At 67.6% G+C, this 22,452-nt stretch carries 22 protein-coding genes, 1 tRNA gene and 1 pseudogene; 11 read left to right on the top strand and 13 right to left on the bottom strand.

The genetic code is table 11. The features are described from left to right. Positions 1-5: 5 nt before the first annotated feature. Together mmsA and chvE are read right to left on the bottom strand one after the other, a co-directional pair. The gene (mmsA, locus tag HOV77_RS02190) at positions 6-1,517 is read right to left on the bottom strand and encodes a multiple monosaccharide ABC transporter ATP-binding protein (protein ID WP_363259490.1); all 1,512 of its coding nucleotides are present in this window, start codon (positions 1,515-1,517) and stop codon (positions 6-8) included. A gap of 77 nt (positions 1,518-1,594) precedes the next feature. Continuing rightward, positions 1,595-2,719 carry a multiple monosaccharide ABC transporter substrate-binding protein gene (gene chvE, locus HOV77_RS02185; protein WP_290856757.1) on the bottom strand — a complete coding sequence of 375 codons (1,125 nt, stop codon included), beginning with the start codon at positions 2,717-2,719 and terminating at the stop codon, positions 1,595-1,597. 376 nt (positions 2,720-3,095) lie between these two features. Here chvE and HOV77_RS02180 point away from each other — a divergent pair, with 376 nt between their 5' ends. The 3 genes from HOV77_RS02180 (at position 3,096) to HOV77_RS02170 (ending at position 5,287) form a co-directional block, all read left to right on the top strand. Further along, a complete protein-coding gene (locus HOV77_RS02180; protein ID WP_290856754.1) occupies positions 3,096-3,356 on the top strand; it encodes a hypothetical protein in 261 nt (86 codons plus the stop codon). Between the two features lie 19 nt (positions 3,357-3,375). Continuing rightward, entirely contained in the window at positions 3,376-4,059 is a 684-nt protein-coding gene (locus tag HOV77_RS02175) for a hypothetical protein (protein ID WP_290856751.1), read from the top strand. Between the two features lie 94 nt (positions 4,060-4,153). Then, entirely contained in the window at positions 4,154-5,287 is a 1,134-nt protein-coding gene (locus tag HOV77_RS02170; protein ID WP_290856749.1) for an epoxide hydrolase, read from the top strand. Between the two features lie 47 nt (positions 5,288-5,334). Here the strand turns inward: HOV77_RS02170 and HOV77_RS02165 are convergent. The 3 genes from HOV77_RS02165 to HOV77_RS02155 form a co-directional block, all read right to left on the bottom strand. Beyond that, positions 5,335-5,408 (bottom strand) — tRNA-Gly (locus tag HOV77_RS02165). Between the two features lie 172 nt (positions 5,409-5,580). Further along, positions 5,581-6,786: a DUF1015 family protein gene (locus HOV77_RS02160; protein ID WP_290856746.1), complete on the bottom strand. Its 1,206-nt coding sequence runs from the start codon at positions 6,784-6,786 to the stop codon at positions 5,581-5,583. Positions 6,787-6,811: 25 nt separating this feature from the next. Then, positions 6,812-7,069, bottom strand: a complete 258-nt coding sequence (locus tag HOV77_RS02155) for a hypothetical protein (protein WP_290856744.1) — start codon at positions 7,067-7,069, stop codon at positions 6,812-6,814. 111 nt (positions 7,070-7,180) lie between these two features. On the opposite strand from HOV77_RS02155, the gene pepN reads away from it, so the two are divergent. Further along, a complete protein-coding gene (gene pepN, locus HOV77_RS02150; RefSeq protein WP_290856741.1) occupies positions 7,181-9,742 on the top strand; it encodes an aminopeptidase N in 2,562 nt (853 codons plus the stop codon). 133 nt (positions 9,743-9,875) lie between these two features. Here pepN and HOV77_RS02145 read toward each other — a convergent pair whose 3' ends face one another. Together HOV77_RS02145 and HOV77_RS02140 are read right to left on the bottom strand one after the other, a co-directional pair. Continuing rightward, the gene (locus tag HOV77_RS02145) at positions 9,876-10,268 is read right to left on the bottom strand and encodes a DUF5130 family protein (protein ID WP_290856738.1); all 393 of its coding nucleotides are present in this window, start codon (positions 10,266-10,268) and stop codon (positions 9,876-9,878) included. Continuing rightward, a complete protein-coding gene (locus HOV77_RS02140) occupies positions 10,255-10,578 on the bottom strand; it encodes a hypothetical protein (RefSeq protein ID WP_290856736.1) in 324 nt (107 codons plus the stop codon). Before HOV77_RS02140 ends, HOV77_RS02145 begins: the two co-directional genes overlap by 14 nt. A gap of 181 nt (positions 10,579-10,759) precedes the next feature. Here HOV77_RS02140 and HOV77_RS02135 point away from each other — a divergent pair, with 181 nt between their 5' ends. Then, on the top strand, positions 10,760-11,272 hold the full coding sequence (locus tag HOV77_RS02135) for a hypothetical protein (protein ID WP_290856734.1): 513 nt from the start codon (positions 10,760-10,762) through the stop codon (positions 11,270-11,272). Next, positions 11,269-11,898, top strand: a complete 630-nt coding sequence (locus tag HOV77_RS02130; protein ID WP_290856732.1) for a class F sortase — start codon at positions 11,269-11,271, stop codon at positions 11,896-11,898. Before HOV77_RS02135 ends, HOV77_RS02130 begins: the two co-directional genes overlap by 4 nt. Positions 11,899-11,948: 50 nt before the next feature. On the opposite strand, the gene HOV77_RS02125 is transcribed toward HOV77_RS02130, so the two are convergent. Then, entirely contained in the window at positions 11,949-12,470 is a 522-nt protein-coding gene (locus HOV77_RS02125) for an HNH endonuclease (RefSeq protein ID WP_290856729.1), read from the bottom strand. Between the two features lie 197 nt (positions 12,471-12,667). Here HOV77_RS02125 and HOV77_RS02120 point away from each other — a divergent pair, with 197 nt between their 5' ends. From HOV77_RS02120 to HOV77_RS02105, 4 genes are all read left to right on the top strand, one after another. Continuing rightward, entirely contained in the window at positions 12,668-13,717 is a 1,050-nt protein-coding gene (locus HOV77_RS02120; protein WP_290856727.1) for a mechanosensitive ion channel domain-containing protein, read from the top strand. A 149-nt stretch (positions 13,718-13,866) separates the two neighbouring features. Then, positions 13,867-15,192 carry an MFS transporter gene (locus HOV77_RS02115; protein ID WP_290856724.1) on the top strand — a complete coding sequence of 442 codons (1,326 nt, stop codon included), beginning with the start codon at positions 13,867-13,869 and terminating at the stop codon, positions 15,190-15,192. Between the two features lie 42 nt (positions 15,193-15,234). Next, complete coding sequence (locus tag HOV77_RS02110) at positions 15,235-15,606, top strand: globin (protein WP_290856722.1); 372 nt, start codon at positions 15,235-15,237, stop codon at positions 15,604-15,606. 147 nt (positions 15,607-15,753) lie between these two features. Then, complete coding sequence (locus HOV77_RS02105) at positions 15,754-17,007, top strand: delta-60 repeat domain-containing protein (protein WP_290856719.1); 1,254 nt, start codon at positions 15,754-15,756, stop codon at positions 17,005-17,007. Positions 17,008-17,073: 66 nt separating this feature from the next. Here HOV77_RS02105 and HOV77_RS02100 read toward each other — a convergent pair. The 4 genes and pseudogenes from HOV77_RS02100 to ettA form a co-directional block, all read right to left on the bottom strand. Then, a pseudogene (locus tag HOV77_RS02100) lies at positions 17,074-17,490 on the bottom strand (YbjN domain-containing protein); the annotation flags it as partial. Positions 17,491-17,859: 369 nt separating this feature from the next. After that, positions 17,860-18,495: a hypothetical protein gene (locus HOV77_RS02095; RefSeq protein WP_290856717.1), complete on the bottom strand. Its 636-nt coding sequence runs from the start codon at positions 18,493-18,495 to the stop codon at positions 17,860-17,862. After that, the gene (locus HOV77_RS02090) at positions 18,477-18,887 is read right to left on the bottom strand and encodes a thioesterase family protein (RefSeq protein WP_290856715.1); all 411 of its coding nucleotides are present in this window, start codon (positions 18,885-18,887) and stop codon (positions 18,477-18,479) included. The genes HOV77_RS02095 and HOV77_RS02090 overlap by 19 nt, the downstream gene beginning before the upstream one ends. A gap of 7 nt (positions 18,888-18,894) precedes the next feature. Continuing rightward, on the bottom strand, positions 18,895-20,571 hold the full coding sequence (ettA, locus tag HOV77_RS02085; RefSeq protein ID WP_290856713.1) for an energy-dependent translational throttle protein EttA: 1,677 nt from the start codon (positions 20,569-20,571) through the stop codon (positions 18,895-18,897). Positions 20,572-20,848: 277 nt separating this feature from the next. On the opposite strand from ettA, the gene panB reads away from it, so the two are divergent. Next, positions 20,849-21,685 carry a 3-methyl-2-oxobutanoate hydroxymethyltransferase gene (panB, locus tag HOV77_RS02080; protein ID WP_290856711.1) on the top strand — a complete coding sequence of 279 codons (837 nt, stop codon included), beginning with the start codon at positions 20,849-20,851 and terminating at the stop codon, positions 21,683-21,685. A gap of 44 nt (positions 21,686-21,729) precedes the next feature. Here panB and npdG read toward each other — a convergent pair whose 3' ends face one another. Beyond that, positions 21,730-22,422: an NADPH-dependent F420 reductase gene (npdG, locus tag HOV77_RS02075; protein ID WP_290856709.1), complete on the bottom strand. Its 693-nt coding sequence runs from the start codon at positions 22,420-22,422 to the stop codon at positions 21,730-21,732. Positions 22,423-22,452: the final 30 nt, after the last annotated feature.

Genomic DNA, 22,452 nt, shown 5'->3' with positions numbered 1-22,452 from the left:
GGTGACTATTGCTCCTTCACCTTGGTCATGTACTGCATGAGCCGCTCGGGGGTCGCCTCGGCGCGGGTCACCTGACCGGTGATCCGGCCGGCCGACATCGCGTAGATGCGATCGCAGATGCCGAGCAGCTCGGGCAGCTCGGAGGAGATCACCAACACCGCTTTGCCCTGATCGGCCATCTGGTTGATGATCGAATAGATCTCGTACTTGGCCCCGACGTCGATGCCGCGGGTGGGTTCGTCCAGGATCAGCACATCGGCGTCGGTGAACAGCCACTTCGACAGCACGACCTTCTGCTGGTTGCCGCCGCTGAGCTTGCCGGTGATAGCCGAGACGTTGGGGGCCTTGATGTTCATGCTCGCCTGGAATCCCGTGGCGACGCGGTACTCCTCGTTCTCGTGGATCCAGCCCCGGGTGGCCAGCTTCGTCAGCGCGGCCGCCGACACGTTGCGCTTGATGTCCTCGATCAGGTTCAGGCCATAGCGCTTACGGTCTTCCGTGGCGTACGCAATGCCGTGGCGGATGGCGTCCCGGACGGTCCTCAGGTGCACTTCGCGACCGTCTTTGAAGACGCGGCCGGTGATGCCGATGCCGTAACTGCGGCCGAAGACGCTCATCGCGAGCTCGGTGCGACCGGCGCCCATCAGCCCGGCCAGCCCGACGATCTCCCCGCGGCGCAGCGTCAGATTCGCCCCCGCCACGACGACCCGGCCGTGCTGCGTCGGGCTGTGCACCGTCCAGTCCTCGATCCGCAGTACTTCCTCGCCGATCTTCGGCTCATGCTCGGGAAACCGGTGCTCCAGGTCGCGGCCGACCATGCCCGAGATGATGCGGTCCTCGGTGACGTTGTCGCGCTTCATGTCCAGCGTCTCGATCGTGCGGCCGTCGCGCAGAATCGTCACGGAGTCGGCGATCGCCTCGATCTCGTTCAGCTTGTGCGAGATGATCACGCAGGTGATCCCCTCATCGCGCAGGCCCCGCAGCAGATCGAGCAGGTGAGCCGAGTCCTCGTCGTTCAACGCGGCGGTCGGCTCGTCGAGGATCAGGAGGCGTACCTCTTTGGACAATGCCTTGGCGATCTCGACCAGCTGCTGTTTGCCGACCCCGAGATCCATGGCGAGCGTCGCCGGATGCTCGGTCAGGCCCACCCGATCCAGCAACGCCGCCGCTTCCGCGTGCGTACGCATCCAGTCGATGACGCCGTTCTTGGCCCGCTCGTTGCCGAGGAAGATGTTCTCCTCGATCGACAGGTTCGGGCACAGCGCCAGTTCCTGGTGGATGATGACGATCCCGCGCCGCTCGCTGCTCCGGATGTCGGAGAACCGGCACGGCTCCCCGTCGAACTCGATGTCACCCGAGTAGGAGCCGTGCGGATACACCCCGGACAGCACCTTCATCAGCGTCGACTTGCCGGCGCCGTTCTCGCCGCAGATCGCGTGGATCTCGCCTCGGCGTACCGTCAGATTGACGTCGGAGAGGGCGGTGACGCCCGGGAACGTCTTGGTGATGTCCCGCATCTGCAGGATCACGTAGGCCTCCTTGCTCATACCCGGCCGGGCCGCGTCGCGCGGCCCGGCCCGGCCGGACGGTCGTACTACTTGAGCTGGTCGGCCGTGTAGTAGCCGGTGTCGATGAGCGCCTTCTGGTAGTTGTCCTTGTAGACCACCACCGGCTCGAGCAGGTAGGACGGGACGACCTTCACGCCGTTGTCGTAGTCCTTGGTGTTGTTGACCTCGGGCTTGCCGCCCTTGAGGACCGCGTCGGCCATCTTCACGGTGACCTTCGCCAGCTCCCGGGTGTCCTTGTAGATCGTCGCGTACTGCTCACCGGCGATGATCGACTTCACCGAGGCGACCTCGGCGTCCTGGCCGGTCACGATCGGGTACGCCTGACCGCCGGTGCCGTAGCCGTTGCTCTTCAGCGCCGACAGGATGCCGATCGACAGACCGTCGTAGGGCGACAGCACGCCCTGGACCTTGGCGCCCTTGGAGTACGTCTTGGTGAGCAGGTCCTCCATGCGCCGCTGCGCGGTCGCCGGGTCCCACCGCAGGATCGCGACCGTCTTGAAGTCGGTCTCACCGCTCTTGACGACCAGCGTGCCCTTGTCGATGTACGGCTTGAGGGTGTCCATCGCGCCGTTGAAGAAGAACGTCGCGTTGTTGTCGTCCGGCGAACCGGCGAACAGCTCGATGTTGAACGGGCCCTTCGCGGTGCCGTCCGTGCCGTCCTGCTTCTTCAGGCCCAGCCCGACGAGCAGCGAGGTCGCCTGCTGCACGCCGACCTTGTAGTTGTCGAAGGTGGCGTAGTAGTCCACGTTCGGCGACTTGCGGATGAGCCGGTCGTACGCGATGACGGGGATCTTCTTGTCCGCCGCCTCCTGCAGCTGCGTCGTGATCGCGGTGCCGTCGATCGACGCGATGATGAGCAGCTTCGCGCCCTTGGTGATCTGGTTCTCGATCTGGTTGACCTGCGTCGGGATGTCATTCTCGGCGTACTGGAGGTCCACCTTGTAGCCGAGCGCCTCGAGCTGGCTCTTGAGGTTCTCGCCGTCGTGGATCCACCGCTCCGAGGACTTGGTGGGCATCGTGACGCCGACCAAAGCCCCGGCGGCGCCGCCGCTCGACTGCTGGTCGACCGTCTTCGTAGTGTCGCCGCAGGCCGCCAGGCCCGCTGCGAGGACCAGGCCGGCCGCTGCCACGGCCAGCTTCGCGATCTTCATGGCACTCCTCAGGAACGGGGGATGTTAACGCTCACATTTGTTCGCGATCGGGAGGGGTTTCCAGAGGTAGAAGGGGGTTGTTAACGCTCACATCCTTTGCCGTGACCCGGGCCACGGTCAACGGGAATTCGGTAACGGTTGAGTTACGACGGAAACACGCACCAGATCGACAACGGCTAGTTTCCGCGCCAGGGCGTCATGACACCGCCCAACTTCCGCTGATCGTGGGCTCCGTCATGATCAGGGTCAAATCTCTGCTGTGATGGCGCCCCAGAAATGACCCTGATCATGGCAGCGCCCGCCTACCAGCCGCCGGGGCGCGAACCGGCAGCGCCCGCCGGATCTTCGAGTGGCGGCAACCGCTTACCTTGGTGCCGTGGACACCATCCGCGACCTCCGCACAATGTGGATGTATCGAGCGTCGCTTTGGGGACTTCGGCTGGCACCGCTGATCATCGTCGCCCTGCTCGGCACAGCGTTCTACCCGCCGCTCGGCTACGTCGTGGTGGGCTTGGTTGGGCTGTCAATGGCACTCATCATGCCGATGAACTACTACGCCAAGTACGAGTTGGACATGCCGTACGGTCAGTTCATCGACTACCAGATCGAGGACGCGGTCAACCTCAAGGTCTGGTAGATCGGCCTACCATGCCCGGATGCGGCTCACCGACCTCGCCCTAGTCGCGCTCTTCACGGTGCTTCTCCCGATCCTCTGCTGGGCGCTGATCGCCCGCACCCGATCAGTCGGATTCGCCGTCGGTATCGCGCTTCTTCTCGTGCCGATCGGGATCGTCCTCGGGCTGGCTCGGGGACTTCCCTTCCCTGGTGGCACGGACCTGCTGTTCGCGTACCCGGTCGTCGCTCTCGTGGTCATCCTCGCCGGCCGCGGCGTAGAGCGACGCTTTCTCCGAGCAACGAAGCCGGCCGCGACGGCGAAGGCGGTCTACATCCTCCTCAGCGTGCACATGGCGGGAATCCTGTGCCTCTGCGTACCAGCCATGCTTTTCATGGTCGACACGGAGGAACTTCACACCAGTACCGGAGTTCTACTGCCGTTGCCAGGCGGTTTACGGGTGGCCTCCGACAGCGGCGATGACTGCGGCATGGCGGTATGCCTGCGCAGGATCGTCATCAGCAGCACGTCAGGCGACTCCGACGACGAGGTCGAGCGACAGCTTCGCGACCATCTCGCTGGGCGTGGCTGGAATCTGGACAGCGACGGATCGGACTGCCGGAAGCTCGGCTGGTTCATCGATCAACGCGTTCTCTGCGTGAGCGTCCGGCGGTCTCCCACCAGCGGTGTGCTCGTCCAGCTCGAAGGATCCCAGGCCTGGGCGTGATCGCCAAGACCAGTCCGCTCAAGGACTGGAACAGATCATTCCGTTCTGCTATGCTGAAACGGAACGAAACATTCCGCTCCACGTGGAGGCTGTCATGACCGCGATCCGCCCCTTCCGCATCGACGTCCCGCAGGCGCAGCTGGACGACCTCGCCGCCCGCCTCGACCGGATCATCTGGCCGAACGAGCTGCCCGACGCCGACGGTTCCTACGGCATGACCGACAACCGCGTACGCACACTCGTGGAGCACTGGCAGGCGCAGTTCGACTGGCGGGCGCTGGAGGCTCGGCTCAACGCGTACCCGCAGTTCTTGACCGAGATCGACGGCGAGGACATCCACTTCCTCCACGTACGCTCACCGCGCGAGGACGCGACGCCGATGATCCTCACGCACGGCTGGCCGGGCTCGATCGTGGAGTTCCTGGACGTCATCGAGCCGCTGACGAACCCCGCCGACGACTCCGTGCCGGCGTTCCACCTGGTGGTCCCGTCGCTTCCTGGTTTCGGCTTCTCCGGACCGACCCGCTCCGCTGGATGGAACCGCTTCCGCACGGCCCGGGCCTGGGTCGAACTGATGGACCGCCTCGGATACGAGCGCTATGTCGCGGCGGGCAACGACGCCGGTTCGATGATCGCGCCGGAGATGGGCCGCGTTGCGCCGGAGAAGGTGATCGGAGTACACGTCACGCAGGCCTTCTCGTTCCCCTCCGGCGACTCGGCGGAGTTCGCGACCTTCGGCCCCGAGGACTACGCCGCTCTTCAGCACTTGCAGTGGTTCTACGAAAGCATGTTCTCCTTCAACACCCTGCATTCGCAGCAGCCGCAGACGCTCGCCTTCGCGCTCGCCGACTCGCCGGTCGGCCTGCTCGCCTGGAACGCACAGCTGATGGGCGAGTCGCTCGACCCGGACTTCGTCATCGCCAACACCGCGATCTACTGGCTGACCGGCACTTCCGGCTCCGCGATCCGCTTCTACTACGAAGACGCGCACACCGAGGAGAAGCCGGAAGGCCAGACCACCGCGCCCCTCGGCGTGGCCATCTTCGCCGGTGATTTCCAGTCGATTCGGCCACTGGTCGAGCGGGACCACGCGAACCTCGTCCACTGGCGCAAGTACGACGCCGGCCTCCCGAAGGGCGGTCCGCGCAACGCCGGTGGTCACTACGCGGCCCACGAAGCAACCGATCTCTACATCGGCGACGTACGCGAGTTCGTCGCCGCGCTGTAGCTCGCAAATGGCAAAGAGGCCCAGGTCAGTGACCTGGGCCTCATGCGTGGAGCGGGCGAGGAGAATCGAACTCCCGTAATCAGTTTGGAAGACTGAGGCTCTACCATTGAGCTACGCCCGCGTTGCGCACCCCGAGGGAAGCGCCCAGCGAATACTACACGAAGCGAAACGGGATCCCGCACGGATATCCCCGTCGCCGGTCATGATCCACAGCCCGATCCGTGTCGTTCGAGGGCCCGGATTTGACACAGCACGGGATGTGGATCATCAAACGAACGCAGCCGACCGGGGGCCTAGAGGGCGGCGGTGACGAGGCCGGCCCGGGCCTTGGGGGTGAACCAGGTCGACTTGCGGGGCAGCTTCTGCCGCGCGAGATTCACGGCGACGAAGTCGTCGACGGTGACGGGCGCGATGAGGATCGCCAGGTCGGCGCGGCCGGCATCGACTTCGCCGGCGAGCCAGGTGGCCGGGTAGTCGCCGCCGACGTAGGTGATCCGCTTGTCGCCGGGGTCGAGGGCCAGCGCTTCGTCGAAGACCAGCCGCTCGACCAGCGCGTGATCCAGGTTCTCCACGTCGGGCACGCCGGCTGAGGGCGGGAGTTGCACTGCCCACGCGCTGCTTTGTGCGTACAAGTGGATGGTGCCGCGAGTAGTGGGGACGGTGACCGGGCCGGTGAGCGCGGTGACCGTCGCACCGGTTTTCTCGAGCGTCGCGACCAGCTCGTTCGGCGCTAGCGGCAGCCCGGCGACCAGGCGATTATAGGGCTGGATGGCCACGGAGGCCGGGGTGGTCACGACCGCGAGGAACCGCGGCAGCTCGCCGACCTGGGCCGCGAGGGAGCGGTGGTTGCCGTCCGCGACCACCAGCTCGCCGCCGCCCGCTAGGTCCGCGAGGCTCGCGGCCAGGGGGTTGGTCGCGCTCACCGGCCAGATTTCGTGGATACGCCCAGCGGGGTCGACGTCGCTCGCGACGGACGGACCGAGCTCCGCGACGGCCGCGGCGAGCGCGGCGTGCAGTTCGTCGCCGCGAGCGGTCTGGAGGAGCAGCACCGGGCTGAGCAGGTGCCCGATGGCCTGGAAGAGGGCGACGCGCTCCTTGACCTTCGCGAGGAAGACGTCCTCGTTGCGGATGACGAGTCCGGGTTCGTCCGCGCTGGTGGAGATCTGGTCGGTGTCGACCATGGCCCAGAGGCCGTAGCCGATCGCGCCGTCGGGCGCGGTGATCCGGTAGACGACGACCACCTCGTCGGCGGCGGCGAGCGCGCCGGACTCTTGCAGCGCGGTCAGCCGGCTCTGCGCGGCGGGCAGCGAGTCGGTGAAGCTGCTGCCCAGAGAGTCGGGAGCGAGGTGCGGCATCTCGATCGCCAGCGCGCTGGCCGGGTCGGCCTCGATGATCGCGGTGATCTCGGCGTCGTCGGCGAACTCGTCGTAATTCTGCGCTCCGGTGCGGCCGGTGGGGGTGGCGAGCCAGGCGCGGGAGATCGGGTGCACAACCGTCATGGTGCTCGAAAATACCGCTGCCGGATCAGGCCGGGGCGAGCGCCCCGGCGAGGTCTCGCCACGTGGGCACGTAATGCGGGATGCGCTGGGGTTGGATCTCGACGGCCCGGTGCCGGCCGTTGGCGAACTGGGCGCGTACCACGATGGGTGGCGCGACGAGGTCGGCCAGGTCCGGATCGGCCCATTCGCCGGGGCGTACGTCGAATCGGATCGCGCCACGGCAGGCGGCGACCTCGGTCGGGTGGACCACCAGGGTCCACGGAGCGGCGTTGTTCTCTGCCATGTAGTGCTCAACGACAGAGGGTCACGTTTGCCACACAACCCGGTGTTAGGGTCCAGGAAACGCTTGGTACTTACCTGCGTTTCCATCATTTGCTGACAAGGAGTTGCCCCCGTGGCAGGAGTGCGCAACCTCACCCAGGCGGAGGCGGTCGAGCGAGCCCGTCTCCTGACGGTGGGCTCGTACGACATCACCATCGATCTCACCGACGGCTCCGGCAACCCCGGAGACGGCACCTTCCGCACCGTCACCGAGGTCGTCTTCGAGTGCGCCGAGCCCGGCGCGCAGACCTTCATCGAGATCGCCGCCCGGTCGGTCCGCAGCGCGACGCTCAACGGCGCGCCGGTCGACGTCTCCGGCTGGTCCGACACCACCGGCCTCGCGCTGCCCGGTCTGGCCGCCCAGAACCGGCTGGTCGTCGACGCCGACTTCGACTACTCGACCTCCGGCCAGGGTCTCCACCGCGCGGTGGACCCGGTCGACAAGGAGGTCTACCTCTACAGCCAGTTCGAGACGCAGGACGCCCAGAAGGCGTACGCGTGCTTCGACCAGCCCGATCTCAAGGCGACCTACACCTGGCACGTGACCGCGCCGTCGCACTGGAAGGTCGTCTCCAACTCGATCGTCGACCGGACCGAGAAGACCGACGCGGGCGCGCAGGTCGTCCACTTCGCCGAGTCGGCCAAGATGAGCACCTACGTGACCGCGCTCTGCGCCGGCCCCTACCACGAGGTACGCGACGAGCACGACGGGATCGACCTGGGCATCTTCTGCCGCCAGAGCATGGCGCAGTACCTCGACCCGGACGACATCTTCCTGATCACCAAGCAGGGCTTCGACTTCTTCCACCAGCAGTTCGGCGTACGCTATCCGCTACCCAAGTACGACCAGCTGATCGTCCCGGAGTTCAACGCCGGCGCGATGGAGAACTTCGGCTGCATCACCAACGCCGAGACCTGGTTCATCTTCCGGTCGGCCGTCACCGACTACGAGAAGGAGCAGCGCGCCAACACGATCCTCCACGAGATGGCCCACATGTGGTTCGGCGACCTCGTGACCATGCGCTGGTGGGACGACCTGTGGCTGAACGAGTCGTTCGCCGAGTGGGCCTCGCACTGGGCCAACACCGAGAGCACCCGGTTCGTGGACGCGTGGACGACCTTCCTGTCGATCCGCAAGAACTGGGGCTACCGCCAGGACCAGATGTCGTCGACGCACCCCGTCTACTGCGAGATGCCCGACGTCGCCGCGGTCGAGGTCAACTTCGACGGAATCACGTACGCCAAGGGCGCCTCCGTCATCAAGCAGCTCGTCGCGTACGTCGGGATCGACGCGTTCGTCACGGGGCTGCGGGCGTACTTCGCCAAGCACGCCTGGTCGAACGCCACGTTCACCGACCTGCTGACCGAGCTGGAGACGGCCTCGGGCCGGGAACTCACCGACTTCGCCGACCAGTGGCTGAAGACGGCCCAGGTCAACACCTTGACCCCGGTCGTCTCGGTGGCGGCGGACGGCACCTACGAGTCGGTCGTCGTGCAGCAGTCCGCGCCGGAGAGCCACCCCGTTCTGCGTACGCACCGGATCGGGGTCGGCCTGTACGACCTGGCCGACGGCGGCAAGCTCGTCCGCCGGGACCTGCTCGAAGTGGACGTCACCGGAGCGTCGACCACGATCTCCGCGTTGACCGGCGTACGCGCTGCCGACGTGCTCGTGCTCAACGAGGGCGACTACTCCTACCTGAAGCTGCGCCTGGACGATCGGTCCCTGGAGACGGTCGTGGCCCACATCGGCGGCTTCGAGTCGTCGCTGACCCGGGCACTGTGCTGGACGGCCACTTGGGACATGGTCCGCGACGCCGAACTGGCCACCCGCGACTATCTGATTCAGGTCGTGGCCGGTCTGCCGGTCGAGACCGACTCCTCGTTGATCACCGCGACGCTCAACCAGTTGCGGACGGCGCTGACGTTCTACGCCGACCCCGCGTGGGCTCCGGAGGGCTGGGCTCGCCTGGCCGCCACCGCTCGCGAGGTCATCGCGTCGGCCGAGCCGGGCAGCGGTACGCAGCTCATCTGGGCGCGTACGTTCATCGGCGCGGCCCGGCAGCCGCAGGAGATCGAGGTGCTGAGGGGCTGGCTCGCCGGCCAGGGCGTGCCGGCCGGGCTGACCATCGCCGGTGAGCTGCGCTGGCAGCTGGTGCAGGCGCTCTCGGCGCTCGGCGTGCTCACCGCCGACGACGTGCAGAACGAGCACGCCGCCGACCAGACCGCCAGCGGCGACAAGGAGTCGGCGACGGCGTACGCCCTCCTCCCGGACGCCGAGGTGAAGGCGGCCGTGTGGGCGGAGCTGACCGGCGACGCGGAACCGGCGAACTGGCGCTCCCGGGCGTTGCTGCTCGGCTTCCAGCACTCCACTCAGGTCGAACTGACCAAGCCTTACGCCCAGAAGTACCTGGACGTGGCGGCCGAGATCTGGGCCAAGCGCGACAGCGAGCCGGCTCAGGAGTTCCTCGTCCTCGGTTATCCGGCGATGCAGGTCAGCGCCGAGACGGTGAGGGCCACCGAGGCGTGGCTGGCGCAGGACGGGCACCCCGCTCCCCTGCGGCGGCTGATCGCCGAGGGCAAGGACTCCGTCGAACGGGCGCTGGCCGCCCGGGCGTGCGACTCCGCCGCCCTTTAGACCCCTGCAGATCAGGGTTCTGGGTCGAATCATGGAGCGTGATTCGACCCAGAACCCTGATCTGCCCTGGAGACAAGCTGATCCAGCGCAAAAAACGGGACCCCAAGCGGGGCCCCGTTTCGCGTAAGGAGGATCAGGAGCGACCGGCGAGGTTCACGAGCATCGCGAGCCCGCTGATGTAACCGCCGGCGAGGTCGCCCCCGTTGAACGCGGCGGCCATGGAGAACGCCGCGAGCTTGCAGTCCCGGTCGTGCAGCCGCCTGCGGGCGGTCTCGCCCGTCACGATCTCCAGCTGCCGCTGCTCCGGCGAGGCCGCCAGCAGGACCGAGCGGGCCGGGTCGTCGAGCTGGCTGTGCAGCTTCTCGGCCGCTTCGCGCACCGGCTCGTCAAGCCGTCCGCAGTAGATGCTGAACGACAGCCCGGTCGTCTCGTCCGCCTGCCGCAGGGCCTCGTCGAGGCGCAGCAGCTGCCGAGTCGTGAACGGACCCTCGCTCGGCTGGGTCTCGAGGTGCTCACCAGCGGTCACTTGCGCCTCCTGTCACGCCGGGGGCCGATGCCGTCGCCGCCACCGCCGGAACCGAAGCCGAGCTGCCGGCCGCAGGCAGCGCTGCCTGAGAGTGCTCGCCGGAGTCGCCCGTGGGGTGCGCACTCGTGGGGTGCGCACTCGTCGGGTGGGCCGAAGCGGTGAACCAGACCGGCGCCGAGTCGAAGGACCGGCCGGGCCGGTAGCGCTTGGCGCGGCTCTTCCCGCTGCCCGCGAACACGAGTACCGCGACCACTCCGATCACGGCGAGCGGCGCTACGACGAAAGTGAGAACCGTCTGCGCAATATCCAAGATCAACGCCTCCTGAAAGGCGACTCAGCGAAAAGCGTCCAGAAGGACGGTGGACCTTCTAAAGCTAAACCTACCGACGATCACCCAGCGTGGCGGGGTACGCCAAGAAATACCGCCAATCTCGGAAAGCGGGCACCAATCTCTGTAAGGATGATGATCAGGACATACGAGAGGAATCGCCATGAGGGCTGTTCTGTCCCGCCTTGCCGTCGGGAGCGCCGCGTTGCTCGCCGGAGCCGCGACCCTCCTATTGGGACCGGCGCTGCCGGCCCACGCCGACACCGTGTTCATCGAGGTGAACCCGTCGACCATCCTCGCGGGATATCAGGTGGCGTTACGCGGAAGCTGCGGCGCGAACCCGAACCCGGCGAAGGCGACGTCCAACGCGTTCGGCACGGTCACGCTGACGCCGGAGAAGGGCTTCCTCATCGGTTCCGCGACCATCCCGTCGGACAAGAAGCCGGCCGGCTACTCGGTCAAGCTGACCTGCGCGAGCGGTAGCACGGCGACCACGACAGTCTGGGTGATCAGCGCATCGTCTCGGCCCACCAAGGGCCCGAACACCGGTGGCGGTTATCTTGCTCACCGTGGTGGCGGCGGCACGGCGCTGCTCGCCGGTGGTCTCGCTGCCGTAGTGGCGGGTGGCGCGCTGGCCTTCTGGACGGCCCGCCGGCGGCGCGAAGTCCGGCTGTGACCCTCCGGACCGGCCGCTGGACGGGATGGCTGGCCGGTCTGCTCGTGCTCGCGGGGATCTTCTGCGCGGGCGTCGGGCTCGGCCAGGCCACCGGAGCGTTCTCGCTGCCCCACCTGTTCGGTTCGGGCACCAAGGCGCCACCGGGCAAGTTCCCGGTCCTCGGGCCCAGCCGCCCGATGCGGATCGTCATTCCGTCGATCGGCGTCCGGGCCACCGTGCACGGCGTCGGCCGGGATCGCGACGGCGCCATCGCGGTGCCGGCGCTCTCGCTCACGAACGAGGCCGGGTGGTTCACCGAGGGGCCCAGCCCTGGTCAGTACGGCCCGGCCATCCTGGTCGGCCACGTCGACACCCACGACCATCCAGCCGTCTTCCACAAGCTCGACGACCTCAAGGCCGGCGCGCGCATCGAGATCACCCGGCGGGATCGCAACGTCACGGTCTTCGAGGTCAATTCCGTCGAGACCTTCCGCAAGTCGGACCTCCCCGCGAAACGGGTCTACGACGATTACTCACGGCCCGCGCTGCGCCTCATCACTTGTGGCGGCTCGTGGGTCGGCGGCGACCTCGGCTACGCGAGCAACGTCATCGTCTTCGCCTCGCTCATCGAGGTCCACAAGGCCTAGCCGGGGATACGCACAACGGCGTACCCCCAGCTGGTGACTCAGTTCGTGGCTCAGAGGGCCGGGGCCAGCCACTCCTCCCACCTCGGGTCGGGCACTCGGTGACCGAGCACCCGCCACGCGGCCCCACGCGGGGCGGTGGGCTGGGACGGCAGCCGCCAGCCGAGCTCGGCCAGCGACTTGTCGCCCTTGGAGTGGTTGCACCTGGCGCAGGCTGCCACGACGTTCTCCCAGTGGTGGCCGCCGCCCTTGGACTTGGGCACCACGTGGTCGATGGTCTCGGCCGGGCCGAGGCAGTAGACGCAGCGGCCGCCGTCGCGGGCAAAGATCGCCCGGCGGGACAATCCCACATGCGTCCGGTAAGGGACGCGCACGTAGCGCTGAAGCCTTATCACCAAGGGGATCGGCAGGGCTCGGCGAGTGCTGTGGAGCACTCCTTCGCCGTCCGCCACACAGACGGCTTTGCCGGAGAGGATGAGAATCGCGGCGCGTCGGACAGTGACGACACACAAGGGCTCATAAGTCGCATTCAGGACCAGGGCTGCTGAGCTCTTCGTGTGTCGTATGTCAGGCATCGCCGTCACCCATCTCGCGCAGTCGTCGTTCCCCCGAACGGGGGGCCTGTGACCATCGTGACCGACGGATGTGCTAAACGCACGACCTTTTTCGACTTCCAGCGAAGAATTCACCGCCATGTAGCCCAACGCGTCGGAAATGCCGGAAATTACCGGCGGACTGGCCTTCCGAGCTGGCCGTGCTGTACTAACTTCTCGTGACCGCGCTTCTCCTCCAGTTCGTCGCCGATGCCGGCCCCAGCGTCTCGCCCACCCCTTCAGTCGACTGCGCTGGTGACGACGCATGCATGCAGCTTTACGACTGGCTCCACAACGCTCAAGTCGCTGAGGCGAGTCTTTGGGTGATCAAGCCGGCGCGCATCGTCCTCATCGTCATCCTCGCGCTCATCCTGCGGGCGGTCCTCCACCGGACGATCACCCGGATGACCGGCCGGGCCGGCGAGGGCAAGATCCCCACGATCCTGCGACCGCTGCGGGAGAAGCTGCCGAGCGCGCTGTCCGAGCCCACGTCGTTGTTCCCCGAACGGCGACGGCAGCGGGCGGCCGCGATCGGCTCGGTGCTGCGAAGCTTCGTCACGGTCACCGTCTTCTCCATCGCCGGGCTCATGGTCCTCGCCGAACTCGGCATCAACCTCACCCCGCTCGTCGCGGGCCTGGGCATCGTCGGCGCCGCGCTCGGCTTCGGCGCGCAGTCGCTGGTCAAAGACCTCATCGCCGGGCTGTTCATGTTGCTGGAGGACCAGTACGGCGTCGGCGACACGGTCGACGTGGGCGACGTCGTGGGCGTCGTCGAGGCGGTCGGGCTGCGTACCATCACGATCCGCGACGGTCAGGGCGTCGTCTGGTACGTCCGCAACGGAGAGATCATCCGGGTCGGCAACAAGAGCCAGGGACACGCCGTCGCCATCGTCGACCTGCCGATCGGCTTCGCCGGGGTCGACGAGGCGGTCAGCGTCCTGCGTACGGCGTTGCAACGGTTCGCCGACGACCCGGCGTACGCCGACGACTTCCTGGAGCCGCCGGAGGTGGCCGGGATCGAATCGGTGACCGTCGACGGCGCGACCGTCCGGGTGACCGCGAAGACGACGAACGACACCCATGCCCGGATTCTGCGCGAGCTTCGCCGCCGGATGACCGAGGCACTGGAAACCTCCGGCATCGCCGCCACCATCGCCGCGTCGCGTGGGCTGCGGCCGAGCACTCCGGGTGACGGGGAGAACGGCGTACGCGGTCCGGCACCCGTATAGCCCCCCGTCATCCGTGGGGACTAGCCAAGCCTCAGCTATTCGGGCAGAATCGGGACACGTAGCACCACAGGAACGTCGTTCGTCGCCCATATTGCGACGCGGTGACCGACCCAGATGCACCGCCGTTCGCGAAAACTGGAGGCTCCACGGTGTCCCGGACCACCCCCGAGGATGGCGCGCGGAACGCACCCGCACAGGATGAACGCTCAGCGACCTATCGCGAGGTGCTGGCCGGGGGCGAATATCGGACGGTCTTCACCGCGAACATGCTCTCCCTCGTCGGGGACTATTTCGCCAAGGCGGCGATCACTGCTCTCGTCTACAGCCAGACGCAGTCGGCCAGCCTTTCGGCGGTCGCCTTCGCGCTCAGCTACGCACCCTGGCTGATCGCCGGACCGGTGCTCGCCACCCTCGCCGAGCGGTATGCGTATCGCAACGTGATGATCGTGTGTGACGTGGCCCGGATGGCTCTCGTGGCGCTCGTCGCGGTCCCGGGTATGCCGTTGTGGGGCATGCTGGTCCTGTTGTTCCTCGCCTCGCTGGCCAGTCCACCGGCCCAAGCGGCCCGGTCGGCGCTGCTGCCCCAGATCCTGCCCGGCGATCAGCTGCCGGTGGGCACCGCGCTGAACCTCACCGCCGGGCAGATCGCCCAGGTCGGCGGTTATCTCGTCGGCGGCCTCCTCGCGGCGGTCAGCCCACGCGGCGCGCTGCTGTTCGACGCGGCCACCTTCGGCGCGTCCGCGATCCTGCTGACCCTCTGGGTGACCCGCCGCGACCCGATCGTCATCTCGGGGCAGCGGCACCTGATCCGGGAGACCGGCGCCGGCTTCCGGATGGTCTTCGGCTCCACCACGATGCGCTCGATCGCACTGCTGGTCTTCAGCGCCATGCTCTTCACCACCGTGCCCGAGGGACTCGGCGCGGCCTGGGCCAACCAGCTGGAGGGTGGCGAGACGGCGAATCGGGGCCTCTGGCAGGGCCTGATCATGATGTCCTCGCCGATCGGAGCCGCCCTCGGCGCGCTGATCCTGACCCGGGCGCTCACCCCGGCCCGTCGGCGACGCCTGCTGCTGCCGTTCTCACTGGCCATTCCGGCCGTGCTCATCCCGTCCCTGCTGGAACCAGGCCTGCTCGGCGTATGCGTGATGTCCGCGCTCTGCGGATTCTTCGCGGCGGGCATGCTGCCGACGGCGAACGCCTTGTTCGTCCGCGTACTCCCCGAGGGCTATCGGGCGCGGGCTTTCGGGGTCATGCAGATGGGCCTGCAGCTCTGCCAGGGTGGCGGCATCATCGCGGCCGGCCTGCTGTCGAGCTGGCGGCTGAGCGTACCGGTGGCGATCGGGCTCTGGAGTGTTCTCGGTCTCATCCTCATCATCACCGTCGCGGCCACTTGGCCGAGCCGCGACCTGTTCGACCGGGCCCTGGCCGAGGCGGCCCCGAAGCAGACCACCGCCCAGCCGGTCGCCGCCGCCTGATCTTGATGTGCCGTCCGGCGAACGGGCTGGCAGAATTGAGGCGTGACGGTCAGCCTGTACGAACAGTTCGGCGGCGAGCCGACCTTCCGGAAGCTGGTGGACGAGTTCTACGCCGGGGTCGCCGACGACCCGCTGCTGCGCCCGATGTACCCGGAAGAGGATCTCGGACCGGCTCGTGATCGGCTCACCAAGTTCCTCATGCAGTACTGGGGCGGGCCTACGACGTACTCCGACGAGCGGGGACATCCCCGGCTCCGGATTCGCCACGCGCCCTTCACGGTGGACGCCGAGGCCCGTGACGCCTGGCTCAAGCACATGCGGGTAGCGGTCGACTCGTTGGGCCTGGAACCCGAGCTGGAGCAGACGCTCTGGGACTATCTGGAACGGGCTGCGTTCTTCATGGTGAACGCCTGAGCCACGCTCTTCGGCTCAGGCGTTCACCATGAAGCGGCTAGCACAGCATGGTGAATGCGGACGGAACGTCCGCCGCCGCAGCACGGCCGCGCTGCTTTAGCCCGCTTCGCACGCTTCGCGACAGCATCCTGCATCGTTACGTATGTCATGAGTCGTCGGCTTTTCCTCGGTGTTACGGCAGCTCTCGTCCTGCTCACCGGTTCGAGCTTCTCGCCCGCTGAGGGCGCGGACTACCAGCCGGTCGTGTCGACGAATCCAGTCGACTGGACTCCGCACATCCGCGACGGCGCGGTCTACGCGATGACGATCGTCGGCGACGCCGTCGTGGTCGGGGGCGACTTCAGCGAGGTCAGCAGCGCCGACCGGGGCACGGACTACGAGCGCTGGAACATCATGGCGTTCAGCCTGAGCACCGGCCGGGTCCTGCCGATGCGGGCCGAGCTGGACGGGCCGGTGTGGGCGCTGGCCCCCGGCCCGGACAACAGCGTTCTCGTCGGCGGCGACTTCAACAAGGTGGACGGCGTCACCAACCCCGGCCTGGCTCGGCTCGACGTCGGCACCGGGCGGCCGTCGGCCGGGTTCGACGGCTGGGTCGACGGCGACGTACGCGCCATCGTGGTCCGCGGCGGCTGGGCGTACGTGGGCGGCTGGTTCGGCTTCGCCGATGACGTCTCCCGGAAGGCGCTGGCCCGCATCGACGTGCGTACCGGGGCACTCGACCGGTCCTTCGACGCGAAGTTGCAGGCTCCCGAGATCGGGCGGGCGAAGGTCGAGGGGCTGGCCATCAGTCCGGCCGGCGACCGGCTGGCCGTCATCGGCGCGCTCACCCAGGTGCTCGGGCAGAAGCGCGTACAGGTGGCGTTGCTGGACATCTCCCGACCCGGGGTACGGCTGGCCGGCTGGAGCACCGACGCGTACAACCCGCGGTGCCGCCGCCAGTTCGACACCTACATGCGTGACGTCGACTTCTCTCCCGACGGCGACTACTTCGTCATCGTGACGACGGGCCGGATGTCTGCGCCGGATCTGTTGTGCGACACGGCCGCCCGATTCGAGACGTACGCCGCCGGCAGCACCAAGCCGACCTGGGTCAACCACACCGGCGGCGATTCGCTGTACGCCGTCGCCGTCACCGGCACGGCGGTCTACGTCGGCGGGCATCAGCGCTGGCTGGACAACCCGAACGGGCATGAGGACGCCGGGTTCGGCGCGGTCAGCCGACCCGGCATCGCCGCGATCGATCCCCGGACGGGCAGGGCGATGGCGTGGAACCCGACGCGCAGCCGGGGCGAGGGACTCCGCGCCTTCGTCGTATGCCCCCAGGGTCTGCTCGTCGGTTCGGACACCGACCAGCTCGGCCACGAATACCACGGCCGCATCGGAATGTTTCCTCTGCGGTGACGTTTGATCATGGCCTTAGGGGCGGTGACACACCGACGGATGGAACCCTAGGTTCATGATCAACGGTTAGATGAGGGCGGCCTCGGAATGCAGCCAGTCGACGAACTCGGTCGCGACCGACGCTCCACATTCGACCAGTTCGACGAGCAACGCGTCGTGGGCCCCCGCACTGAGCGGGACCTGGGTCTCGGCGTAGATCGGCAGTTGCCCGCCGTCGGTCGGATCCCCCACGTACGCCTTGGCGAACCGGTTGACGTGGTTCCACTCGTTGACCGCCCGGTACGCCCGATCGGCGAAGTCGATCGGCACAGTGGCGTGCGGCCGAGCCCGGATCACCAGGATCTCGTCATCGGGTCCCTCCATTGTGTACAGCAGCGCGTGCCGCTCCCACATCGCGAGGAGGTTGCCGAACCCGTCGGAGAGATATCGGACATCGAGAAGGTTTAACGCGGTGGCGACTCGGGAAAGCGTCACCGGAGCGATCGCTCCCGGTGCCGGCCCGAGGTCGAGCGTGGAAAGGTCATCCGGGACGGCGAATGCGGTCCGGCCGAGATCCTCGCATGCGGCAGACCGCAGCGACGTCTCGTGATCCCCCGTGTGATGGCGCAACGAACGACTTGGCGTAAACCATGACGCAACTGACCACCACGGCATTGCTCGCGCTCCTCTATGGATCCGAACGGTTACCTTGCGTGTGATCCCGAGGCTGAACGTTACCTGGAAGTACGAGTTCTGGCAGCCCCCCAACCGCATCCACGATCCGTTCGGTTCAGCGATGATGGGCCGAATGGCCGATGGCGCAACGTAGTTGCGTAAGGGTTGGCAAGGAGCGCGAGGTTTCCGCGACAGCTTTCACAAGGGGCGCAGCGTCGGCGCAGACGGCCGATACCAAGCGATGCCCCCCGGAGCGGACAGCCCGATCCACGGTCCGGACACCACCACGTCGACCGCATCGGCAGTCACAGTCGCGTCACGGGCGGCCAGATCGACGTCTTCAGTGTCCAGCAGTCCCATCCTGGTGACGGCCTGAACGAGCCGTTGCGGCACCTCGATCGGCCGGCCGGACCAGTCGGCGGCGTCGACGGTGACCGTGATGGCCACGTGATCCAGCAACGCGTCCCGCAACCGCCGGGACCCCACGGCTTGGCCACCGACGCCACCGGTGGACGCCTGGCGCAGGGTCTCCGCCGCCGCTCGGGCGATATCGCGTACCACTTGGGCGGGCAGAAGCTCGACGGACTTCGCGGCCGCCGACGGCAGCGCCCACCGCCACTCGCTGTCGCGCGTTCGCGGATGCTCGGCGCCAGCCAGCAGATCGGCCACCGCGAACGTGCGGTCGGCCGACGTGAAGCCCTCGGCGGTACGCGTGACCAGGACCCCCCACGGCAGCCTGCCCCAGAGGGCGACCTGGTTCGGACCCGCCGGCCGCACGCGGACCAGGGCCTGTGGGTCGAACCGGGCGAGCCGGGCTAGGAAGCGGAGATCCACGGCTGCAGAAACTCCTGCTCGGCATCGGAAAGCCGGCGCGGACGGCCCTTGTCCAGGTCGAACGGGACCAGGATGGACCGCGCCCGGCTGGCCAGGACGTCGCCGTCGAAAAGCTCGTAGCAGACGGTGAACCGGGACGGCCGCAGCTCGTCGATCCACATCTCGATCCGGACCGGATCGCCGTAGTCCACCGGGCGCAGGTAGTCGACCTCGTGCCGGGAGACGACGATGCCTTCCTCGAACGTCGCCAAGCCGGCCGACCGGGCGCCCACGAACATCATCGCCACCCGCGCCTCCTCGTAAAGCGTGAGGAAGCGCGCGTTGTTGACATGGCCGTAGGCGTCCAGGTCGGACCAGCGGAGGCTGACGTGGTAGACGAACCGCTTACTCAAGGTCGGGTCAGTCCCGGGTGAGCTTGCGGTGCGTGACCCGGTGCGGGCGAGCCGCCTCCGCGCCGAGCCGGTCGACCTTGTTCTTCTCGTACGCGTCGAAGTTGCCCTCGAACCAGAACCACTGCGCCTCGTCCTCGTCGTCGCCCTCCCAGGCGAGGATGTGCGTGGCGACCCGGTCGAGGAACATCCGGTCGTGGGAGATGACGACGGCGCAGCCGGGGAAGTCCAGCAACGCGTTCTCCAGGCTGGAGAGGGTCTCGACGTCGAGGTCGTTGGTGGGCTCGTCGAGCAGCAGCACGTTGCCGCCGATCTTCAGAGTGAGCGCCAGGTTGAGCCGGTTCCGCTCGCCACCCGACAGCACGTTGACCGGCTTCTGCTGGTCCGGGCCCCGGAAGCCGAACGCCGCAACGTACGCCCGGGACGGCATCTCGACCTTGCCGACCATGAGGTGGTCGAGTCCGTCGGAGACGACCTCCCAAACCGTCTTGCTGCTCATGAGGCCGGCCCGGTTCTGGTCCACGTAGGACAATGACACCGTCTCGCCGACCTTCACCGTCCCGCTGTCCGGCTTCTCGATCCCGACGATCGTCTTGAAGAGCGTGGTCTTGCCGACGCCGTTCGGGCCGATGATGCCGACGATGCCGTTACGCGGCAGCGAGAACGACAAACCGTCGATGAGCACCCGGTCGCCGAACCCCTTGACCAGGTCCTTGGCCTCGATGACCGTGTTGCCCAGGCGCGGACCCGGCGGGATCTGGATCTCATCGAAGTCGAGCTTGCGGGTCTTCTCCGCTTCGGCCGCCATCTCCTCGTACCGGTCGAGCCGGGCGCGGGACTTGGTCTGGCGAGCCTTCGCGTTGGAGCGCACCCACTCCAGCTCCTCGGAGAGCCGCTTCTTCATCTTGGCGTCCTTGCGGCCCTCGACCGCGAGACGGGCCGCCTTCTTCTCCAGGTACGTGGAGTAGTTGCCCTCGTACGGGTACGCGCGGCCGCGGTCGAGCTCGAGGATCCACTGCGCGACGTTGTCCAGGAAGTACCGGTCGTGGGTGATCGCGATGACCGTGCCCGGGTACTTGGCGAGGTGCTGCTCCAGCCAGTTCACGCTCTCGGCGTCGAGGTGGTTGGTGGGCTCGTCGAGCAGCAGCAGATCCGGCGCCTCCAGCAGCAGCTTGCAGAGCGCGACCCGGCGCTTCTCGCCACCGGACAGCGGGCCGACCTGCGCGTCGGCGGGCGGGCAGCGCAGCGCGTCCATCGCCTGCTCGAGCTTGGAGTCCAGGTCCCAGGCGTCGGCGTGGTCGAGCTCCTCCTGGAGCCGGCCCATCTCGTCCATCAGCTCGTCGGAGTAGTCGGTCGCCATGAGCTCGGCGATCTCGTTGAATCGGGCGATCTTGGCCTTGGTGTCGGCCACCGCCAGCTCGATGTTCTCCAGGACGGTCTTGGACTCGTCCAGCCGGGGCTCCTGAGCCACCATGCCGACGGTGTAGCCGGGCATGAGGCGCGCCTCGCCGTTGCTCGGCATGTCGAGCCCGGCCATGATCTTGAGCAGGCTGGACTTACCCGCGCCGTTCGGGCCGACGACACCGATCTTGGCCCCGGGCAGGAAGTTCAGCGTGACGTTGTCGAGAACGACCTTGTCACCGTGCGCTTTGCGCGCCTTCTCCAGCACGTAGATGAACTGAGCCACGGTCGGGCCAACCCCCTGGGTATCGGATCGGATATCCCGTCAATCTTTCCACGCCCCGGTTTCTTCCTCACGGCCGCCCCTACGGCGCTGGATCAGGGATCACGGTCGAATCTTGCACCGTGATTCGACCGTGATCCGTGATCCAGCGCGCTAGCAGACCGCCGAGGTGGCTGTGAGATGTTGCACGAAGGTTAACCGGCCGGTTGCGCAAAGTGGGACGATCACCTCATCCGGGGACCGCACCTCGCGGCCTCGAGACACACCCATGGAGACGCCGATGTCCCAGTCAGAAGTCCCGTCCCTCTACGGCGGGCCCGCCACCAAGCGCGTACGCACCCGTGATCTGCTGCTGGCGAAGGAACGCGGGGAGAAGTGGGCGATGCTCACCTCCTATGACCAGTACACCGCCGCGCTTTTCGACTCCGCGGGAATCCCCGTGCTGCTGGTCGGCGATTCGGCCGCCAACAACGTCTTCGGCTACGAGACGACCTTGCCGGTGACGGTCGACGAACTACTCCCCCTGGTACGCGCGGTGACCCGGGCGACCAAGCGCGCTCTCGTCGTCGGGGACCTGCCGTTCGGCTCCTACGAGGAAGGCCCCACCCAGGCGCTGCGCACCGGCGTACGGTTCCTCAAGGAGGGCGGCTGTCACGCCGTGAAGCTCGAAGGCGGCCGGCGCAGTGCCGCTGCGATCGAGGCGCTCACGCAGGCCGGCGTACCGGTCATGGCGCACATCGGATTCACCCCGCAGAGTGAGCACGTGCTGGGCGGATACCGGGTGCAGGGCCGCGGCGACACAGCTGAGCAGATCCTCGCCGACGCCCGGGCGGTCGCCGAAGCCGGCGCGTTCTCCGTCGTCCTGGAGATGGTTCCGGGCGAGGTCGCCAAGCAGGTCACCCACGAGCTCGACATCCCCACCATCGGGATCGGCGCCGGCCCCGACTGCGACGCCCAGGTGCTGGTCTGGCAGGACATGGCCGGACTGCGTACCGGACCGGCGCCGCGCTTCGTGAAGCGGTACGCCGACCTGAACACCGTGCTGACCGACGCGGTCAAGCAGTACGCCGAAGAAGTCCGGGGCGGAGTGTTCCCCGCATCCGAACATACTTTCTAAATCGAAAGGGCCCCGGCTCCGGCCGGGGCTTTCTCATTGAGCCGTCAGACGTCGGTGACGCGAATACCGGCGTGCGACTTGTATCGCTTGTTGATGGCGATCAGATTGGCGGTGAACGCCTCGATCTGATGCGCATTCCGGAGACGGCCGGCATACACCCCGCGCATGCCGGGAATGCGATTCGCGAGGGCCTGCACGACGGCGACCTTTTCCCGTTCCTCCCCGAGCACGAGCACGTCCAGCTGCATCGCGGCGACCTCCGGGTCGGCCAGCAGAGCGGCGCTCACATGGTGGAAGGCGGCGCACACGGTCGAGTCCGGCAGCAGCGCCGCCGCCTGTTCGGCCGCACTCCCCTCCGGTACGCGCAACGCGTACGGCCCCTGCTTGTCGAAGCCGAGCGGATTCACGCAGTCGACGACGAGCTTGCCCGCGAGCGGCTCGCGCAGCGAAGTCAGCAGCTCTCCGTGGCCGTCCCACGGCACGGCGACGATCACGATGTCCGACCCGGCGGCGACGGCGGCGTTGTCAGCACCTGTGACGTCGGCCGTCTGCCCGGCCAGCGCGGCGATCTCCGCGGCGGCCGCACCGGCCCGCTCGGCCGACCGGGAGCCGATGACGATCCGCTGGCCCGCCCGGGCGAGCCGGTACGCCAGCCCTCGTCCCTGGTCACCGGTGCCGCCGAGGATGCCGACCGTCAGACCGGAGACGTCGGGCAGGGAGATCGCGTCGAGAGCCATGCGTCCGACCCTACCGGCGGGTATCCGGCC

It is taken from the genome of Hamadaea sp., from assembly GCF_013362815.1.
Classification (GTDB): Bacteria; Actinomycetota; Actinomycetes; order Mycobacteriales; family Micromonosporaceae; genus Hamadaea.
Note: the sequence above shows the minus strand (reverse complement) of the source record. Positions and strands in the feature narration are given on the sequence as shown.

What these genes read in the sequence shown, in the direction of transcription:
- HOV77_RS02175 (WP_290856751.1), top strand. Translation starts at nt 3,376, where the DNA reads ATGCGGCTCACCGACCTCGCCCTAGTCGCGCTCTTCACGGTGCTTCTC.
- npdG (WP_290856709.1), bottom strand. Translation starts at nt 22,422, where the DNA reads ATGGCTCTCGACGCGATCTCCCTGCCCGACGTCTCCGGTCTGACGGTC.
- HOV77_RS02160 (WP_290856746.1), bottom strand. Translation starts at nt 6,786, where the DNA reads ATGACGGTTGTGCACCCGATCTCCCGCGCCTGGCTCGCCACCCCCACC.
- HOV77_RS02105 (WP_290856719.1), top strand. Translation starts at nt 15,754, where the DNA reads ATGAGTCGTCGGCTTTTCCTCGGTGTTACGGCAGCTCTCGTCCTGCTC.
- panB (WP_290856711.1), top strand. Translation starts at nt 20,849, where the DNA reads ATGTCCCAGTCAGAAGTCCCGTCCCTCTACGGCGGGCCCGCCACCAAG.
- HOV77_RS02125 (WP_290856729.1), bottom strand. Translation starts at nt 12,470, where the DNA reads ATGCCTGACATACGACACACGAAGAGCTCAGCAGCCCTGGTCCTGAAT.
- chvE (WP_290856757.1), bottom strand. Translation starts at nt 2,719, where the DNA reads ATGAAGATCGCGAAGCTGGCCGTGGCAGCGGCCGGCCTGGTCCTCGCA.
- HOV77_RS02170 (WP_290856749.1), top strand. Translation starts at nt 4,154, where the DNA reads ATGACCGCGATCCGCCCCTTCCGCATCGACGTCCCGCAGGCGCAGCTG.
- mmsA (WP_363259490.1), bottom strand. Translation starts at nt 1,517, where the DNA reads ATGCGGGACATCACCAAGACGTTCCCGGGCGTCACCGCCCTCTCCGAC.
- HOV77_RS02135 (WP_290856734.1), top strand. Translation starts at nt 10,760, where the DNA reads ATGAGGGCTGTTCTGTCCCGCCTTGCCGTCGGGAGCGCCGCGTTGCTC.
- HOV77_RS02155 (WP_290856744.1), bottom strand. Translation starts at nt 7,069, where the DNA reads ATGGCAGAGAACAACGCCGCTCCGTGGACCCTGGTGGTCCACCCGACC.